Here is a 14,992-nt window from a genome sequence, read left to right as displayed (position 1 = left end):
ATGCCGTGAGGGTTACCAGAGCGGCATGGTGTAGCTGACGATCAGACGGTTCTCGTCATAATCGTTGGTGTAGTTGGTGCGCATGGTCGCGTTACGCCACTTCACGCCCAGATTCTTCAGCGGGCCGTCCTGGAAGACGTAGGCGATGTCGGTGTCGCGTTCCCATTCCTTGCCTTCGCCGTCGGTGGTGATCAGGTCGATGTTGTCGCCCTTCACATAGCGGGTCATGAAGGTCAGACCGGGGATCCCGAGGCCGGCGAAGTTGTAGTCGTAGCGCGCCTGCCAGGATTTCTCGTCCTTGTTGGCGAAGTCGCCGATCTGGATGTAGTTCACCAGGTAGGGATCGGTACCGTTGATGTAGGCGAAGCCGGTGTCGCCGCTCATCTTCTGGTAGCCCAGGCCAAAGGCGTGGTAGCCCAGGGCATAGGTGAACATGGCGTTGAGCGCCTTGTTGTCGACGTTGCTGCCGCCGTCGTCATTGGACTTGGCCCAGCGGATGTCGGACTTCAGCGACTGCTTGTCGGCGATCGGCAATACGTGGATCAGGCCCAGGTAGTGCTGCTTGTAGATGTCTTCCAGGCCGCCGTAGTGGTAGCTGGTGCTCAGACTGTCGGTCCACTTGTAGGTGAGGCCGCCGAACAGGAACTTGTTGGACGTCAGGCTATCGCCGAGCTTGATGTTGCGCTTGCCGCCGCCGGTGATGGTCATGTCCTCGTAGTCCGAGGAGTCGCGCTGGTTCACCTGGTAGAGGCGGCCGCCGTCGACGGTCAGGCCGTCCAGTTCGGCGGAGTTCAGGGCGAAGCCGCTGAAGGTCTGCGGCAGCAGGCGGGTGTCGTTGAACTGCACCACCGGCATCTTCGGCATCAGGGTGCCGCCCTTGAGCGTGGTCTTGGACGCGCGCAGCTTGGCGGTAACGCCCAGGTCGCCATAGCTGTCCTCTGCGCGCTTGTCGCTGGAGGAGCGTTGCAGCAGGCCGGTGCCGCTGCGGTCAGGCGAGGAGTCGAGTTTCAGGCCCAGGGTGCCCAGGGCATCGACGCCAACGCCGATGGTGCCGTCGGTGTAGCCGGACTCGTACTTGAGGATGAAGCCCTGGGCCCACTCCTCGGCCTTGTTCTGGGCAGGGGCCGGGCTGTCCTGGCGGAAGTCGCGGTTGAAGTAGAAGTTGCGCAGTTCGACGGTGGCCTTGCTGTCCTTGATGAAGTCAGCGTGGGCGAGTGTCGGAAGGATAAAGCTGGTACCCAGCGTGGACAAAGCCACGGCACGGGCGATCGGGGTCTTGCTCATTGTTATTGTCTCCTCGAGCGCTTGGGGCAGTTCGGTGATGCCGGTGGATCGGGCCGGCATGTCGATCTGTTACAGCCTACCTACTAAATCATTACCGAATGTTGACGACCCTTAGACCTTAGTCGCTGATTAGTGAGCTGGCTATTGAAGCGCCGAGGGACAGCTGGCGTAGCTTTCAGTCGATCCAATGGGGGTAGTAGCCGAGTTTGTCCTGCACCTGGGCATCGTGGGCAGGCACGACGGTCAACTTTGGATACGCACGCATCAATTCGTGTACGCGGGCCACTTCGGCCAGGGTCCGCTCGCGGTCGCTGTCCACCAGTTTGCGGCTGACCCAGAACTTCTCGCGGGGACCGGTGAAACCGGACAGGCGCCAGGTGGTATCGCCGCTGAAGAAGAAGCGCCGACCGTCGTCGAGGGTGATGAACAGGCCGACCGCGCCGGGGGTATGGCCGTGCATCGGCACCAGCACCAGGCTGCCGTCGCCGAACAGGTCGAGGCTGCGGTCATAGCTCAGGAAGGGGCCGGATTCGAACTGGAACGGTACCCATTTCAGTGGATGGCGGAACTGGCTGGGGAATACCGCCGGAGGCTGGGCGATGTGGGCGTAGTTGATTTCCTCGTAGGTCGCCCAGACCGGCACGTCCGGGAAGTCGGACAGGCCGGAGGCATGGTCCCAGTGAGCATGGGAGAGAATGATCCGGTCGATGCGGATGCCGCTGCCCTGCAACTGTTCGCGCACCGGCTTCAGCCCGTGGTACTGGAACAGCGGCTTGTCCCACCAGGGCATGTCCTGCTTGAACTGCGCGTCCGCCTGGCTGCCCAGTCCGGTATCGAACAGCAAGGTCGCGGCGTGATGCTGGATCAATACCGCGGTGTGGTTGAGCGGGACCTTCTGCGTCCAGTTGCCGCCGGCCACAGTGAATGCATCGAGGGTGGTTACGCCGGAGGTGCGGATCAACGAGAAGCGCAGGTCGGCGGCCTGGATGTTCAGGCCGGCGAGGGCGAACAGCCCGGCCAGCAGTAGGGATGGCAGACGCATCGAGATTTCCTTTTCGTGGAGCGGAGAAGGGCGCCGCCAGGTTCGCGGCGGCGCGCAGATTCAGAGGGCGGGTTGTGCCACGTAGCCGGGCAGGGCGCGCACGCGGGCCAGCCAATCCTGCACATAGGGATAGCCGGATGGCTCGAGCCCGCCTTCCGGCGCCAGGGCGACGTAGGGGTAGACGGCAATGTCGGCGATGCTGGGCCTTTCCGTCTGCGCCAGCCAGCGGTGGTCGGCCAGCGTCGCGTCCAGCAGTTCCAGTGCATGGCGGCCCTTTGCCTGCGCCGTGGCCAGGTCGCCGGGGCGCTTGAACAGCTGGATCACCCGTGCCTGGGCCAGGCCGTGCTGCACCTCGTTGGCCGAGAAGCTCAGCCAGTTGGCGATTCGCCCCTGGGTCATGGCGTCCTGGGGATGCCAGTGCGGCTCGCCGTACTGCCGTGCGAGGTAGGCCAGGATGGCGTGGGAGTCGCCCAGGCGCAGTTCGCCGTCTTCCAGCGCGGGCACCTGGCCGCGCGGATTGATTGTCAGGAAGGCCGGGCGCTTGTGCGCACCGCCCTGCAGGTCCACCTGCACCAGTTCAGCCTTGTGGCCGATGAGCCCGAGGAACAGACGAACCTTGTAGCAGTTACCGGAAAGCGCGACGTCGTGGAGTTTCATGGCGAGAGCCCTGTGCATTGTTGTGGGGACGGCGGAATAGATATTAGACAGACAGGTCTGTATAGTTCAAGCGAAATGACCGTCCACCCACCGGAACTTGCGCGGTCCTCCCTGCAACGCTCCGGCTCCCCATGGGCGCCGAGCCTCGCGCATAATGTCCGGTCAGGAGGTAATGCCATGGCATCCAGCAAACGCGAGCTGCTGCTCACCACCGCCCAGGACCTGTTCTACCGCGAGGGCTACCACGCTACCGGCATCGACCGCATCCTTGCCGAGTCGGGCGTGGCGAAGATGACGCTGTACAAGCACTTCAAGTCCAAGGACGAGCTGATCATGGCGGCGCTGGAAGAGCGCCACGCCCGCATGGTCGAGCGCATGGAGGTGGCCGGACGCATCCTCGCGCCGCGCGAGTCGATCCTGGCGATCTTCGACGGCCTGCAGGAGGTGCTCGACAGCCCGGACTTCTGCGGCTGCGCCTTCATCCACGCCGCGGGCGAATTCCACAACCGCGAACACCCCATCCACCAGCAGGCCGCTGAACACAAGGCCTTTCTCGGCCGCTTCTTCGCCGCCCAGCTGATGCGCCTTGGTGCTGCGGAGCCGGAGGCTCTGGCCCGCCAGCTGCAATACCTGCTCGAGGGCGTGCTGGTGATGGCGCATATGCAGGGCCCGGCGCAGCAAGGGCGAGAAGCCCGCGCCATGGCCGACACCTTGCTCAAGCACGCCGGAGTCTGAACCTATGCCGCCAACCCTGGAGCCTCACATGCCCCCGGAATGCCAACTCTTCGGCACCCTTGGCTGCCATCTCTGCGAAGTGGCCGAAGCCGTGCTGATGCCCTTTGTCGAACACGGACTGTTGGTCGAGTTGGTGGACATCGCCGATCGCGAGGAATGGGTCGAGCAATATGGCTTGAGCATTCCCGTGTTGCGCCGCTGCGACTCCGGCGCCGAGCTGAACTGGCCCTTCGACGCCGAGCAGGTCGCCATTTTCCTCCGCCGCTGATGCCTTTGGCGGCTTTTCCTCTCCTCAATCAACTGATGCGAGGCGCATTGCAATGAAGATCGGATTTCTCGGATTGGGCGGCATGGGTGCTGCCATGGCTGCAAACCTCATCAAGGCCGGCCACCAGGTTGTCGTCTGGAACCGTTCGCCAGCGGCTGCCGAGCCCCTGGTGGCGCTGGGTGCCGTTGCCGCCACCACGCCTGTGCAGGCTTTGGACGTCGAACTGGTGATTTCCATGCTGGCCGACGACAACTCCACCCGCACCGTGCTGCTGGACAGCGGCGCCCTGGCCTCGGCCAAGGCAGGGCTGGTGCACCTGAGCATGGCCACGCTGTCCACCGCCCTCGTCACCGAGCTGGTGGAGTTGCACCGCGAACAGGGCGTCGAGTTCGTTGCTGCGCCGGTGTTTGGTCGCACCGACGTTGCCGCCGCCGGCAAGCTGAACATCCTGGTCGCCGGACCCGAGACGGCTATCGCCAAGGCGCAGCCGGTCCTTGATGTGCTGGGACAGAAGACCTGGCCGCTGGGCGACGACCCTTTGCGCGCCGTTGCGGTGAAAATCGCCGGCAATTTCATGATTGCCAGCGCCATCGAGGCGATGGGTGAGAGCACTGCGCTGGTGAAAACCTACGGGGTGGCGCCGGGCGAGTTCATGGAGATCATGGGCAACACCCTGTTCAACGCGCCGGTGTATCGCAACTATGGCGCCCTGATCGCCGAGCAGCGCTTCGATCCGGCGGCGTTCCGCCTGGTGCTGGGCCTCAAGGACGTGGGGCTGGCGTTGTCGGCCGGGCAGGAGCAGCGCGTGCCGCTGCCGTTCGCCAGCGTCCTGCGTGACAACCTGCTCGAAGCCATTGCCCACGGCGATGGCGATCTGGACTGGAGCGCGCTATCGCAGGTGGCGCTGCGCAAGTCCGGGCAGCTCTGATTCGTCCATGAAAAAGCCCGTCCGGCTGGACGGGCTTTTTTGTGCCTGATGATTGGTCTGCATGAAAAATCGCAGGCAATAAAAAACCCGCCGTTAGGCGGGTTTTTCGGGATTTGGTCGGAGCGACTGGATTCGAACCAGCGACCTTCTCGTCCCGAACGAGACGCGCTACCAAGCTGCGCTACGCTCCGTTTGATGGCGCGCATTCTACCGAAAAACTTTTGACGCACAAGGGGTTAGCGAAAAATATTTTTCGCCCCCCGGTAAAACGCGAACGCCCCGCAGACCGGTCAGGGGCTGCGGGGCGTTTTCACCGCCGGGAGAATCAGAGGTCCTTGACGGTCCGTACCTGATCCTTGTTCACGCGGGCGGTTTTGCCATCCAGCTGTTCGAACTCATAGAAGCCGGATTCTTCGTCGTACTTGGGTTTGTCGACCGACTGAATCTCGCGACCATCGTTCAGGGTGATGACCGACGGAGTGGAGCAACCAGCGAGCACTCCGAAGCCCAGGGCGAGCAGGAAGGCGGGAAGCATCCGTTTGTTCATTAGTGAATCTCCTGATGAGCGAACATAAAGGTACGAAAAGTCTGACAGGGTGCTTCTTGGCATAGTTCCCGGAAAATTTTCGAATACGGCGCTATCGTGCGTGATAGAGCAGCTCTGGCGTGTTGAGATTGGCCAGGCGCGGGTCGTTCGCCGGGCAATCCACTGCCTGCAGCCCCAGGTTCGAGAACACATGGCGCGGGCTGCGGTCGCCCTGGTGCCAGGCCTGTTCTATCGGTTCGCGCGTCGCCACCGGAATGATGCTGAACAGCGGCTCCCACTGCGTGCCGCAGCGCAGCATGTGCACGACGTCCGGCGCTTCAGCCGATGCGAGCAGCAGGCGCTCCAGCAGATCGGTGTCCAGCAGCGGCGCATCGCAGGGCAGCACCAGCAGGTGTGAGTGGCGTGCAGCGGCGAGACCCGCGCGAATGCCGGCCAGCGGGCCGGGGAAGTCCGGGCTGTCGTCCTGTACCAGGCGGTCGGCGTAGCCCGCGTAGACGTTCGCGTTGCGGTTGCAGGAAATGATCAGGTCGTCGCTGTACGGGCGGGCGAGGGCGGCGGCGTAGCTCACCAGCGGCTTGCCCTGCCAGTCCAGCAGGCCCTTGTCCTGGCCACCCATGCGCTGGCCGCGTCCTCCGGCGAGAATCAGGACGGAACAGCGGGGTAGCGGGGCTTGTGGCATGTCAGGGTCTCCAGGGGCGGGCCTGTGATATAACACCGCGCATTCCAACCTCACAAGCAAGGGCCCTCATCATGAGCCACAAGGCCGAGCAGCCATTCGTCCCGCTGAACATCGCCGTTCTTACCGTCAGCGACACCCGCACCCTGGAAACCGACACCTCCGGCCAGCTCTTCGTCGACCGCCTTAAGGCCGCCGGCCACAACCTCGCCGCTCGCGTCCTGCTCAAGGATGACCTCTATCGCATCCGCGCCCAGGTCGCGACCTGGATCGCCGAGGACGAGGTCCAGGTCGTGCTGATCACCGGTGGCACCGGCTTCACCGGCCGCGACAGCACCCCGGAAGCCGTGACTTGCCTGCTGGACAAGGTAGTGGACGGCTTCGGCGAGCTGTTCCGGCAGATTTCCGTGGCCGACATCGGCACCTCCACCGTGCAGTCCCGCGCGCTGGCGGGGCTGTCCAACGGCACCCTGGTCTGCTGCCTGCCGGGTTCCACCAACGCCTGCCGCACTGCCTGGGACGGCATCCTCGGCGAACAGCTGGACGCCAGTCATCGTCCCTGCAACTTTGTGCCGCACCTGAAGAAGGCGGCGCCCTGCGAGAGCCGCGGATGAGCTGCTGCGACAAGCCCGGCCTGCTGCCGGTCGAGGAAGCCCTGGCGCGCTTGTTGGCGCTGGCCGAACAGTCTCTGGTCTCCGAGTGCGAAACCTTGCCGTTGGCCGACGCCGATGGCCGCGTGCTGGCCGAGCCGCTGCTGGCCGGCCTGGACCTGCCGCCATGGCCGAACAGCGCCATGGACGGCTACGCGCTGCGCCTGGCCGACTGGCGGGGCGAAGCGCTGCCGGTAAGCCAGAAGATCTTCGCCGGCCAGGCCGGTGAACCGCTGCAACCGGGCACCTGTGTGCGCATCTTCACCGGCGCGCCTGTGCCGCAAGGCGCCGACTGCGTGGAAATGCAGGAAAACGCCGAGGTGCTGGAGGATGGCCGTGTGCGCTTCCTCGAAGCGATGGAAGCCGGCCAGCACATTCGCCCGCAGGGCCAGGAAACCCGCAAGGGAGACTGCGTGCTGCCCAACGGCACGCGCATCGGCCCCATCGAGATCGGCCTGGCCGCGTCCCTCGGCCACGCTGAATTGAAAGTACGTCGCCGCCCGCGCGTGGCGCTGCTGTCCACCGGCGACGAACTGGTCGAGCCGGGCACGCCGCTGGCGCTCGGGCAGATCTACAACAGCAACCGTCACCTGCTGCGCACCTGGCTGCTGCGCTTGGGTTGCGAGGTAGTGGACGCTGGCATCCTTCCGGACGACCTGGAGCGCACCCGCGCCGCACTGGCGGGGCTGTCGAATGTCGACCTGATCCTTTCCACCGGTGGCGTGTCCGTCGGCGAGGCGGACTTCCTCGGAGCGGCCCTGCGCGAAGCAGGTGATCTGGCGCTGTGGAAGCTGGCGATCAAGCCGGGCAAGCCGCTGACCGTCGGCCACTACCAGGGCGTGCCGGTGATCGGGCTGCCGGGTAACCCCGCATCCACCCTGGTGACTTTCGCCCTGCTGGCGCGGCCCTACCTGATGCGCCGCCTCGGCACGCAGAAGGTCGAGCCGCTGCGCCTGCAGGTCCCGGCCGGCTTCAACCGGACCAAGCCGGGCAACCGTCGTGAGTACTTGCGCGCGCGTTTGGAAAATGGCCGTGCAGTGCCCTACGCCAATCAGAGCTCCGGCGTGCTGCTTAGCGCAGCCTGGGCCGAAGGGCTGGTGGAAGTGCGCGAGGGCACGACGTTGGCCGAAGGCGATTGGCTGAACTTCATTCCCTTCAGTGAGTTGCTGGACTGAGTGCTGGGAGCACCATGAACAACGCCGGTCTCAGACCGGCGTTTTCTTATGCTGCTGGCGATACTCGCCCGGTGTCTGGTCGGTCCAGCCCTTGAAGCTGCGGTGGAACGAGCGCGACTCGGTGAAGCCCAGATACTGGGCGATGTCCTGGATCGGCAGGTCGCTGTGTACCAGGTAATGCTCGGCCAGCTCCTGGCGCAGCTCGTCGAGGATCTGCTGGTAGCTGGTGCCGGCCTGCTGCAGGTGGCGCTGCAGGGTGCGCACCGTCATCTCGAAACGTTCGGCGACACGCTCCTTGCGCGGCAGGCCATCCTTGAGCAGCAGGCGCAGGGCGTTCTTCACCCGCAGCGGCAGCGGCTCGTCGTCGTCCAGCTCGGCCATCAGCGCCAGGGCGTGCTCTTCCAGGGTGCGCAGCAGGTTGGCGTCGGCCTGGCGCAGGGGATAGCTCAGCAGTTGCAGGGGCACCAGCAGGGCGCTGAAGGGTTGCTCGAAACGCACCGGGCAGCCGAATAGCTGCTCGTACTCGGCGATATCGGTGCCCTCGGGCTGTGGGTGTTCGAACCAGACTTCCTGCGGGGAGCCGCTGGTGTCGGCGATCCAGCGCGCATACAGCAGCCAGGACGCCAGCACGTTTTCCACCATGTGCCGGCGGATCTGCGCCGCCTCGTGGCGGCAATTCCAGATCAGCTTGATGTGGTCTCCGCCAGGCTCCAGGCGGCTGACGCCCATGTCGCCGACCAGCTTCTCGTAGGGAATGATGCGGCCCATGGCTTCGCCCAGGTTGGCGCAGTTCATGGTGATGTAGCCCAGCACGCTCCACGAGCCCGGCTGCACGAAGCGTGCAGAGTGCAGGCCGAACAGCGGGTCGCCGGAATGCGCGCACAAATGCTGCAGCAGGCGTTCGTGAGCCTCGCTGGGCAGGCGCTGGCTGTTGTCGCTCAGTTGCGAGCGCGCAAGGCCCGCGACCTTGAGGGCGACGTCCAGGTCCATGCCGAGGGACTCGGCGTGGCGCAGGTATTTCAGCAATGCGGGGACGGAGGTATAGCCGAGGGAATGCATGGCGTTCGTTCTTGTTCTGGTGTCTCGATCGGCAACTGCGCCTGTCTTGATCCGACAGTGACAGGGCAGGGCGGCTGGCTAGTATAGGCAGCCATCAAGCGGCACCGAAATAGCAATCGAAATTGCAGACAGAGACCCTGAATAAAAGGAGCGGGCATGCGACGCTGGAACGGCTGGGGTGAAGAAACGACGGTGGTGGAACTGCCCGACAACGGACGCGGTTTTCTCGCCGAACTGGTCGGCCCGGGCCTGACGCTGCCGGACGCGACGCTGGAGCAGGTACTGGCCAAGGTACCGGCCTCGCGCCTGCCCGTGCATCCGCTGGTGGTGCGCGAAGCCCGCGACCGCCTGCTGCACGCCCGAGGCCAGAGCCTGCCGGACTGGCTGGCGATGCGCGAAGGCGAGTTCGGTGTGTTCCCCGATGGCGTGGCCTACCCGCAGACTGCCGAGCAGATCCGCGAGCTGCTGAAGTTCGCCGAGCTCTGGGACTGCCTGGTGATCCCCTACGGCGGCGGTACTTCGGTGGCCGGTCATATCAACCCGCCGGAGTCCGACAAGGCGGTGCTCACCGTTTCCCTGGAACACATGAACCGCCTGCTGGAGCTGGACGAGCAGAGCCTGATCGCCACTTTTGGCCCCGGCGCCAACGGCCCGCAGGTGGAAAGCCAGCTGCGCGCCCGTGGTTACACCCTCGGCCACTTCCCGCAGTCCTGGGAGCTTTCCACCCTCGGCGGCTGGGTTGCCAGCCGCTCCAGTGGCCAGCAGTCGCTGCGCTACGGGCGCATCGAGCAACTGTTCGCCGGCGGCACACTGGAAACCTTCGCCGGCAGCCTGGAGATCCCGACCTTCCCGGCGTCCTCCGCAGGCCCGGACCTGCGCGAGATGGTGATGGGTTCCGAAGGCCGCTTCGGCATCCTCTCGTCGGTGAAGGTGCGGGTCACGCGCATCGCCGACGATGAACGTTTCTACGCGGTGTTCCTGCCGTCCTGGGAGCAGGCGCTGGAAGGCATCCGCACTCTGGTGCAGGCGCGCGTGCCGCTGTCGATGTTGCGCTTGTCGAATGCCATCGAGACCACCACTCAACTGGCCCTGGCCGGCCATCCGGGGCAGATCGCCTGGCTGGAGCGCTACCTGAAGATGCGCGGCGCGGCCGAGGGCAAGTGCATGCTGACCTTCGGCGTCACCGGTGACCGCGCGCAGAACGCGACGTCGCTGCGCGCCGCGCGCCGGCTGCTCAAGGGCTTCGGCGGCGTGTTCACCGGCACCCTGCTGGGCAGGAAATGGGCGCAGAACCGCTTCCGCTTCCCCTACCTGCGCGAAGCGCTGTGGGAGAACGGCTACGTGGTCGATACCCTGGAAACCGCCACCGACTGGTCCAACGTCGACAACCTGCTCAACCGCATCGAGGCCAGCCTGCGCGAAGGCCTGGCCGCCGAGGGCGAGCGCGTGCACGTGTTCACCCACCTGTCGCACGTCTACGGCGAGGGTTCTAGCATCTACACCACCTACGTGTTCCGCCCGGCCGCCAGCTATGCGCAGACACACGAGCGCTGGCGCAAGCTCAAGCATGCCGCCAGCCAGACCATCGCCCAGAACCGCGGCACCATCAGCCACCAGCACGGCGTGGGCAAGGACCACGCGCCTTACCTGCCGGTGGAAAAGGGCCCGCTGGGCATGGCGGCGATCAAGACGCTGGCCGGGCATTTCGATCCCTCCGGCCGGCTGAACCCCGGCACCTTGCTGCAGGACTGAACCCATGCCTGCCTGGAACGCGGCCTGGCGCGCGCAGGCGCTGCCGGAGCTGGCGGCACGCGACTGGGACCTGATCGTGGTCGGCGGCGGCATCACCGGCGCCGGCATCCTGCGCGAAGCGGCACGGCGCGGATGGCGCTGCCTGCTGGTCGAGCAGCGCGATTTCGCCTGGGGCACCTCCAGCCGCTCATCGAAGATGGTTCACGGCGGCCTGCGCTACATCGCCAAGGGCCAGTTCGGCCTGACCCGTGACTCGGTGCGCGAGCGCCAGCGCCTGCTGGGCGAGGCGCCGGGGCTGGTCGATCCGCTGAGCTTCATCATGCCGCACTACCAGGGCGGCTTCCCCGGCCCGCGGGTGTTCGGCACCCTGCTGTCGCTGTACGACGCGCTGGCGGGGCGGCGCAATCACCTGTTTCATCGCCTGGAGGAACTGCGCTACCTGGCGCCGGGCCTGAAGGAAGATCGCCTGCTGGGCGGCACCCGCTTCCAGGATGCGGTAACCGATGACGCGCGCCTGGTCATGCGTGTGCTGGGCGAAGCGCGAGCCGAGGGCGGCGAAGCACTGAATGGTTTGAAGGTGATCGAACTGGATCGCCGCGATGGTCGCGTTCAGGGGCTGGTTGCCGAGGATCGCGAGAGCGGCGAGCGCTTCACCTTCCGTAGCCGCGCCGTGGCCTTGGCCACTGGCGCCTGGGCCGATGCGCTGCGGCAGAAGCACGGCAGCGAACACATCCGACCGCTGCGTGGCAGCCATCTGCTGCTGCCGGCCTGGCGCCTGCCAGTCACCCATGCGTTCAGCTTCATGCACGGGCAGGACAAGCGTCCGGTCTTTGTCTTCCCCTGGGAAGGGGCGACCGTGGTCGGCACCACCGACCTGGATCACCGGGAAACCCTGGACGATGACGCTGCCATCAGCCGCGAAGAGCTGGAGTACCTGCTGGCTGTCTGCGCGCAGCAGTTTCCTGCTGCGCAGATCACCGCCGGCGATGTGCGCTCCACCTGGGCCGGTGTACGCCCGGTGGTCAGCGATGGCACGCCCTCGCTCAAGCCGTCGGATGAAAAACGCGAGCATGCGCTGTGGGTCGAGCCCGGGTGCGTGACTCTTGCTGGCGGCAAGCTCACGACCTTCCGCCTGCTGGCGCTGGAGGTGCTTGCCGCTTGTGCGCCAATGCTGGAGCGCCAGCTGGAAACTGCGCCTGACCACGTCTTCGCGGCCGTCGAGGACGTCGTCCTGCCGGGCCTCATTCCACCTCAGCAGCGCCGCCTGCGCGGGCGCCATGGGCGCTCCTTGCCGGAACTGGCGCGCCTTCTGAACGAGGTGGGCAGCGAGTGTATCGGCCATACCGATTCGCTCTGGGCCGAGCTGGCCTGGGCGGCGGAAGGCGAACTGGTGCTTCACCTGGACGACCTGCTGCTGCGTCGCACCCGTATTGGCCTGCTGCTGGCCGATGGTGGCGCTGCCGAGTTGCCGAGGATTCGCGCCTTGTGTCAGCGCCGCCTGGGCTGGGACGACGCGCGCTGGAAACAGGAAGAACAGGACTACCTGGAGCTGTGGCGCCGCAGCTACAGCCTTCCGCACTGACCGACCCTCCATGACCAAGAGCCCCATGAATAACAACAACTACCTGCTGGCCATCGACAACGGCACTCAGAGCGTGCGCGCGCTGCTCTTCGATCTCCAGGGCAACCTGGTGGGCAAGGGCAAGGTCGAGCTGGAGGCGTATTTCTCCTCGCAGCCCGGTTGGGCGGAGCAGCACCCGGACTATTACTGGGAGCAGCTGGGCGAGGCGTGCAAGCGCCTGTGGGCCAGTGTCGACATCGACCGCAGCCGCATTCGTGGCGTGTCGCTGACTACCCAACGCGGTACGGTGATTCACGTCGACGAAGCCGGCCAGGCCCTGCGCCCGGCGATCATCTGGCTGGACCAGCGCCGCGCGGAGCTGGGCGATCCGATCAAGGGGCCCTGGGGCTGGCTGTTCAAGCTGGTGGGCGCGCAGGGCGCGGTGGACTACTTCCGCACCCAGGCCGAAGCGAACTGGGTGGCCCAGCAGCAGCCGGACATCCACCAGCGCACCCACAAGCTGCTGCTGCTCTCTGGCTTCCTCACCCAGCGCCTGTGCGGGCGTTACGTGGACTCGGTGGCCTGCAGCGTTGCCTACCTGCCGTTCGACTACAAGAAGCTCGCCTGGGCTGCGCCGCGGGACTGGAAGTGGCAGGCGATCGACGTGCGCCGCGAGCAATTGCCGGAGCTGTACAAGCCGGGTGAGAAACTGGGCGAGATCACCGCCGAGGCCAGCCGCCTGACCGGTATTCCCGAGGGCCTGCCGCTGATCGCCGCGGGTGCCGACAAGGCCTGCGAAGTACTCGGCGCGGGCGCGATCGACCCGACCGTGGCGTGCCTGTCCTACGGCACCACCGCGACCATCAACACCACCCGTTCGCGCTACCTGGAAACCATCCCGCTGATCCCGCCGTACCCGGCGGCGATTCCCGATCACTACAACACCGAGGTGATGATCTACCGCGGCTTCTGGATGGTCAGTTGGTTCAAGCGCGAGTTCGGCCTGCGCGAGATGCAGCGTGCCGAGGAACTGGGCGTCGAGCCGGAGAAACTCTTCGACGAACTGGTCAACAGCGTGCCAGCCGGCTCCATGGGCCTGATGCTGCAACCCTACTGGACGCCGGGCATCCGCGAGCCGGGCCTGGAGGCCAAGGGCTCGATCATCGGTTTCGGCGACGTGCACACCCGCGCGCACATCTACCGCGCCATCCTCGAAGGCCTGGCCTACGCGCTGCGCCAGGGCAAGGAGCGCATCGAGAAACGCTCCGGCACCCGCATCCAGCGCCTGCGCGTGGCCGGTGGCGGCTCGCAGAGCGACGCGGCGATGCAGCTCACTGCCGACATCTTCGGCCTGCCGGCGGAGCGCCCGCACGTCTACGAAGCCTCCGGCCTGGGCGCTGCCATCGATTGCGCGGTGGGGCTGAAGCTTTATCCGGACTTCGCCAGCGCCATCGCCGCCATGACCCGCGTCGGCGACGTCTTCCACCCGCGCCCCGAGGCGCAGCGGACCTACGAGCGGCTGTACAACGAGGTCTACCAGCGCATGTACAAGCAGCTCAAGCCGCTGTACCAGAGCATTCGGGAGATCACCGGCTACCCGGCCTGAACCGCCCATTCCCGATTCAGTGATGAAAAGCGAGGAAATTTTCCCGCGCTACTCTGGGTCCATTAGTTGACGCTCAATGGACTACTCGCGAGGAAGCCGACCATGACCCAGCCCAGGGCCCTGCTGATCCTGCACGGCAAGCAAGCCGCCAACGACGAAGTGCGTGCCGCCGTGCTGGCCACGCGCGAAGCGGGGCGCCAGTTGGATGTCAGGGTGACCTGGGAGGGCGGTGATGCTCGGCGGCTGGTGGAGGAGGGCCTGGCGGCGGGATACACCACGCTGATCGCCGGCGGTGGCGACGGCACCGTGCGCGACGTCGCCGAGGCGCTGGTCCAGGCCGGGGGCAAGGCCAGCTTGGCCATCCTACCGCTGGGCACTGCCAACGACTTCGCCCGCGCCGCCGGCGTTCCGCTCGAACCCGCGGCCGCGCTGGCCTTGCTGGACGTGCCGCCGCGCCCTATCGACCTTGGGGAGGTCGACGGACAGTTCTTCCTGAACATGGCCACGGGTGGCTTCGGTTCGAAGGTCACCGCCAACACCCCGGAAGACTTGAAGAAGCTGCTCGGGGGCGCAGCCTACCTGCTGACCGGCCTGACGCGCTTTTCTGAAGTCCATGCGGCCCAGGGGCGCTTTACCGGACCGGATTTCGAGTGGGAAGGCGAATTCCTCGCCCTGGGCATCGGCAATGGCCGACAGGCTGGCGGCGGACATGTGCTCTGCCCGCAGGCCACGGCGGATGACGGGCTGCTGGACGTGAGCATCCTGCCCACCCCGCAGGACATGGTCGGTACGCTGGGCGCATTGCTGGGCAGTAGCGGGTTCGGCATTCAGGACGTCTTCATCCGGGCGCGCCTGCCCTGGGTTGAGGTCGAAGCCCGCGAGGGCCTGGACGTCAATCTCGACGGTGAGCCGCTGGAGGGCCGCAAGCTGCGCTTCGAGGTGCACCCGGCAGCGCTCGCCATGCACCTGCCGGCAGACTCGCCGCTGCTCTCGTCCACTGGGCGGCTCGTTGCCGAACAAGGCTGATCGCGCTGGTCCGGACCGGACAAGTC

At 65.9% G+C, this 14,992-nt stretch carries 15 protein-coding genes and 1 tRNA gene; 9 read left to right on the top strand and 7 right to left on the bottom strand.

Features of this window, described 5'->3' with window-relative positions:
- Positions 1-12 precede the first annotated feature (12 nt).
- From PNI01S_RS02895 to PNI01S_RS02885, 3 genes are all read right to left on the bottom strand, one after another.
- Positions 13-1,284 carry an OprD family porin gene (locus PNI01S_RS02895; RefSeq protein ID WP_084357396.1) on the bottom strand — a complete coding sequence of 424 codons (1,272 nt, stop codon included), beginning with the start codon at positions 1,282-1,284 and terminating at the stop codon, positions 13-15.
- 175 nt (positions 1,285-1,459) lie between these two features.
- Positions 1,460-2,326, bottom strand: coding sequence for an MBL fold metallo-hydrolase (locus PNI01S_RS02890; protein ID WP_084357395.1), 867 nt, complete (start codon positions 2,324-2,326; stop codon positions 1,460-1,462).
- A gap of 60 nt (positions 2,327-2,386) precedes the next feature.
- On the bottom strand, positions 2,387-2,983 hold the full coding sequence (locus PNI01S_RS02885) for a glutathione S-transferase family protein (protein WP_024765069.1): 597 nt from the start codon (positions 2,981-2,983) through the stop codon (positions 2,387-2,389).
- A gap of 177 nt (positions 2,984-3,160) precedes the next feature.
- Between PNI01S_RS02885 and PNI01S_RS02880 the strand changes: the two genes are divergently transcribed.
- Genes PNI01S_RS02880 through PNI01S_RS02870 form a run of 3 tightly spaced genes read left to right on the top strand, consistent with a single transcriptional unit; the run spans position 3,161 to position 4,914 of the window.
- Complete coding sequence (locus PNI01S_RS02880; protein ID WP_024765068.1) at positions 3,161-3,718, top strand: TetR/AcrR family transcriptional regulator; 558 nt, start codon at positions 3,161-3,163, stop codon at positions 3,716-3,718.
- 28 nt (positions 3,719-3,746) lie between these two features.
- Complete coding sequence (locus tag PNI01S_RS02875; protein WP_024765067.1) at positions 3,747-3,986, top strand: glutaredoxin family protein; 240 nt, start codon at positions 3,747-3,749, stop codon at positions 3,984-3,986.
- A 52-nt stretch (positions 3,987-4,038) separates the two neighbouring features.
- Positions 4,039-4,914, top strand: a complete 876-nt coding sequence (locus PNI01S_RS02870) for an NAD(P)-dependent oxidoreductase (RefSeq protein WP_024765066.1) — start codon at positions 4,039-4,041, stop codon at positions 4,912-4,914.
- A 114-nt stretch (positions 4,915-5,028) separates the two neighbouring features.
- Here PNI01S_RS02870 and PNI01S_RS02865 read toward each other — a convergent pair.
- From PNI01S_RS02865 to mobA, 3 genes are all read right to left on the bottom strand, one after another.
- Positions 5,029-5,105, bottom strand: a tRNA-Pro gene (locus PNI01S_RS02865).
- Between the two features lie 134 nt (positions 5,106-5,239).
- On the bottom strand, positions 5,240-5,461 hold the full coding sequence (locus PNI01S_RS02860) for a YgdI/YgdR family lipoprotein (RefSeq protein ID WP_017519306.1): 222 nt from the start codon (positions 5,459-5,461) through the stop codon (positions 5,240-5,242).
- Positions 5,462-5,552: 91 nt separating this feature from the next.
- A complete protein-coding gene (gene mobA, locus PNI01S_RS02855) occupies positions 5,553-6,140 on the bottom strand; it encodes a molybdenum cofactor guanylyltransferase MobA (protein ID WP_024767349.1) in 588 nt (195 codons plus the stop codon).
- A gap of 71 nt (positions 6,141-6,211) precedes the next feature.
- On the opposite strand from mobA, the gene moaB reads away from it, so the two are divergent.
- Positions 6,212-6,751, top strand: a complete 540-nt coding sequence (moaB, locus tag PNI01S_RS02850) for a molybdenum cofactor biosynthesis protein B (RefSeq protein ID WP_024767350.1) — start codon at positions 6,212-6,214, stop codon at positions 6,749-6,751.
- Positions 6,748-7,962, top strand: coding sequence for a molybdopterin molybdotransferase MoeA (locus PNI01S_RS02845; protein ID WP_084357394.1), 1,215 nt, complete (start codon positions 6,748-6,750; stop codon positions 7,960-7,962). The genes moaB and PNI01S_RS02845 overlap by 4 nt, the downstream gene beginning before the upstream one ends.
- Positions 7,963-7,992: 30 nt before the next feature.
- Here PNI01S_RS02845 and gliR read toward each other — a convergent pair whose 3' ends face one another.
- Complete coding sequence (gene gliR, locus PNI01S_RS02840; RefSeq protein WP_084357393.1) at positions 7,993-9,021, bottom strand: AraC family transcriptional regulator GliR; 1,029 nt, start codon at positions 9,019-9,021, stop codon at positions 7,993-7,995.
- 156 nt (positions 9,022-9,177) lie between these two features.
- Between gliR and PNI01S_RS02835 the strand changes: the two genes are divergently transcribed.
- The 4 genes from PNI01S_RS02835 (at position 9,178) to yegS (ending at position 14,966) form a co-directional block, all read left to right on the top strand.
- The gene (locus PNI01S_RS02835) at positions 9,178-10,773 is read left to right on the top strand and encodes an FAD-binding oxidoreductase (protein ID WP_084357392.1); all 1,596 of its coding nucleotides are present in this window, start codon (positions 9,178-9,180) and stop codon (positions 10,771-10,773) included.
- Between the two features lie 4 nt (positions 10,774-10,777).
- Positions 10,778-12,355, top strand: a complete 1,578-nt coding sequence (locus PNI01S_RS02830; protein ID WP_084357391.1) for a glycerol-3-phosphate dehydrogenase/oxidase — start codon at positions 10,778-10,780, stop codon at positions 12,353-12,355.
- A gap of 25 nt (positions 12,356-12,380) precedes the next feature.
- A complete protein-coding gene (locus PNI01S_RS02825) occupies positions 12,381-13,940 on the top strand; it encodes an FGGY-family carbohydrate kinase (protein ID WP_084357390.1) in 1,560 nt (519 codons plus the stop codon).
- 102 nt (positions 13,941-14,042) lie between these two features.
- Positions 14,043-14,966, top strand: a complete 924-nt coding sequence (gene yegS / locus PNI01S_RS02820; RefSeq protein WP_084357389.1) for a lipid kinase YegS — start codon at positions 14,043-14,045, stop codon at positions 14,964-14,966.
- Positions 14,967-14,992: the final 26 nt, after the last annotated feature.

It is taken from the genome of Pseudomonas nitroreducens NBRC 12694 (assembly GCF_002091755.1).
Classification (GTDB): Bacteria; Pseudomonadota; Gammaproteobacteria; order Pseudomonadales; family Pseudomonadaceae; genus Pseudomonas; species Pseudomonas nitroreducens.
Note: the sequence above shows the minus strand (reverse complement) of the source record. Positions and strands in the feature narration are given on the sequence as shown.

Coding starts and splice junctions, on each gene's coding strand:
- PNI01S_RS02895 (WP_084357396.1), bottom strand. CDS start 1,284: ATGAGCAAGACCCCGATCGCCCGTGCCGTGGCTTTGTCCACGCTGGGT.
- PNI01S_RS02890 (WP_084357395.1), bottom strand. CDS start 2,326: ATGCGTCTGCCATCCCTACTGCTGGCCGGGCTGTTCGCCCTCGCCGGC.
- PNI01S_RS02885 (WP_024765069.1), bottom strand. CDS start 2,983: ATGAAACTCCACGACGTCGCGCTTTCCGGTAACTGCTACAAGGTTCGT.
- PNI01S_RS02880 (WP_024765068.1), top strand. CDS start 3,161: ATGGCATCCAGCAAACGCGAGCTGCTGCTCACCACCGCCCAGGACCTG.
- PNI01S_RS02875 (WP_024765067.1), top strand. CDS start 3,747: ATGCCCCCGGAATGCCAACTCTTCGGCACCCTTGGCTGCCATCTCTGC.
- PNI01S_RS02870 (WP_024765066.1), top strand. CDS start 4,039: ATGAAGATCGGATTTCTCGGATTGGGCGGCATGGGTGCTGCCATGGCT.
- PNI01S_RS02860 (WP_017519306.1), bottom strand. CDS start 5,461: ATGAACAAACGGATGCTTCCCGCCTTCCTGCTCGCCCTGGGCTTCGGA.
- mobA (WP_024767349.1), bottom strand. CDS start 6,140: ATGCCACAAGCCCCGCTACCCCGCTGTTCCGTCCTGATTCTCGCCGGA.
- moaB (WP_024767350.1), top strand. CDS start 6,212: ATGAGCCACAAGGCCGAGCAGCCATTCGTCCCGCTGAACATCGCCGTT.
- PNI01S_RS02845 (WP_084357394.1), top strand. CDS start 6,748: ATGAGCTGCTGCGACAAGCCCGGCCTGCTGCCGGTCGAGGAAGCCCTG.
- gliR (WP_084357393.1), bottom strand. CDS start 9,021: ATGCATTCCCTCGGCTATACCTCCGTCCCCGCATTGCTGAAATACCTG.
- PNI01S_RS02835 (WP_084357392.1), top strand. CDS start 9,178: ATGCGACGCTGGAACGGCTGGGGTGAAGAAACGACGGTGGTGGAACTG.
- PNI01S_RS02830 (WP_084357391.1), top strand. CDS start 10,778: ATGCCTGCCTGGAACGCGGCCTGGCGCGCGCAGGCGCTGCCGGAGCTG.
- PNI01S_RS02825 (WP_084357390.1), top strand. CDS start 12,381: ATGAATAACAACAACTACCTGCTGGCCATCGACAACGGCACTCAGAGC.
- yegS (WP_084357389.1), top strand. CDS start 14,043: ATGACCCAGCCCAGGGCCCTGCTGATCCTGCACGGCAAGCAAGCCGCC.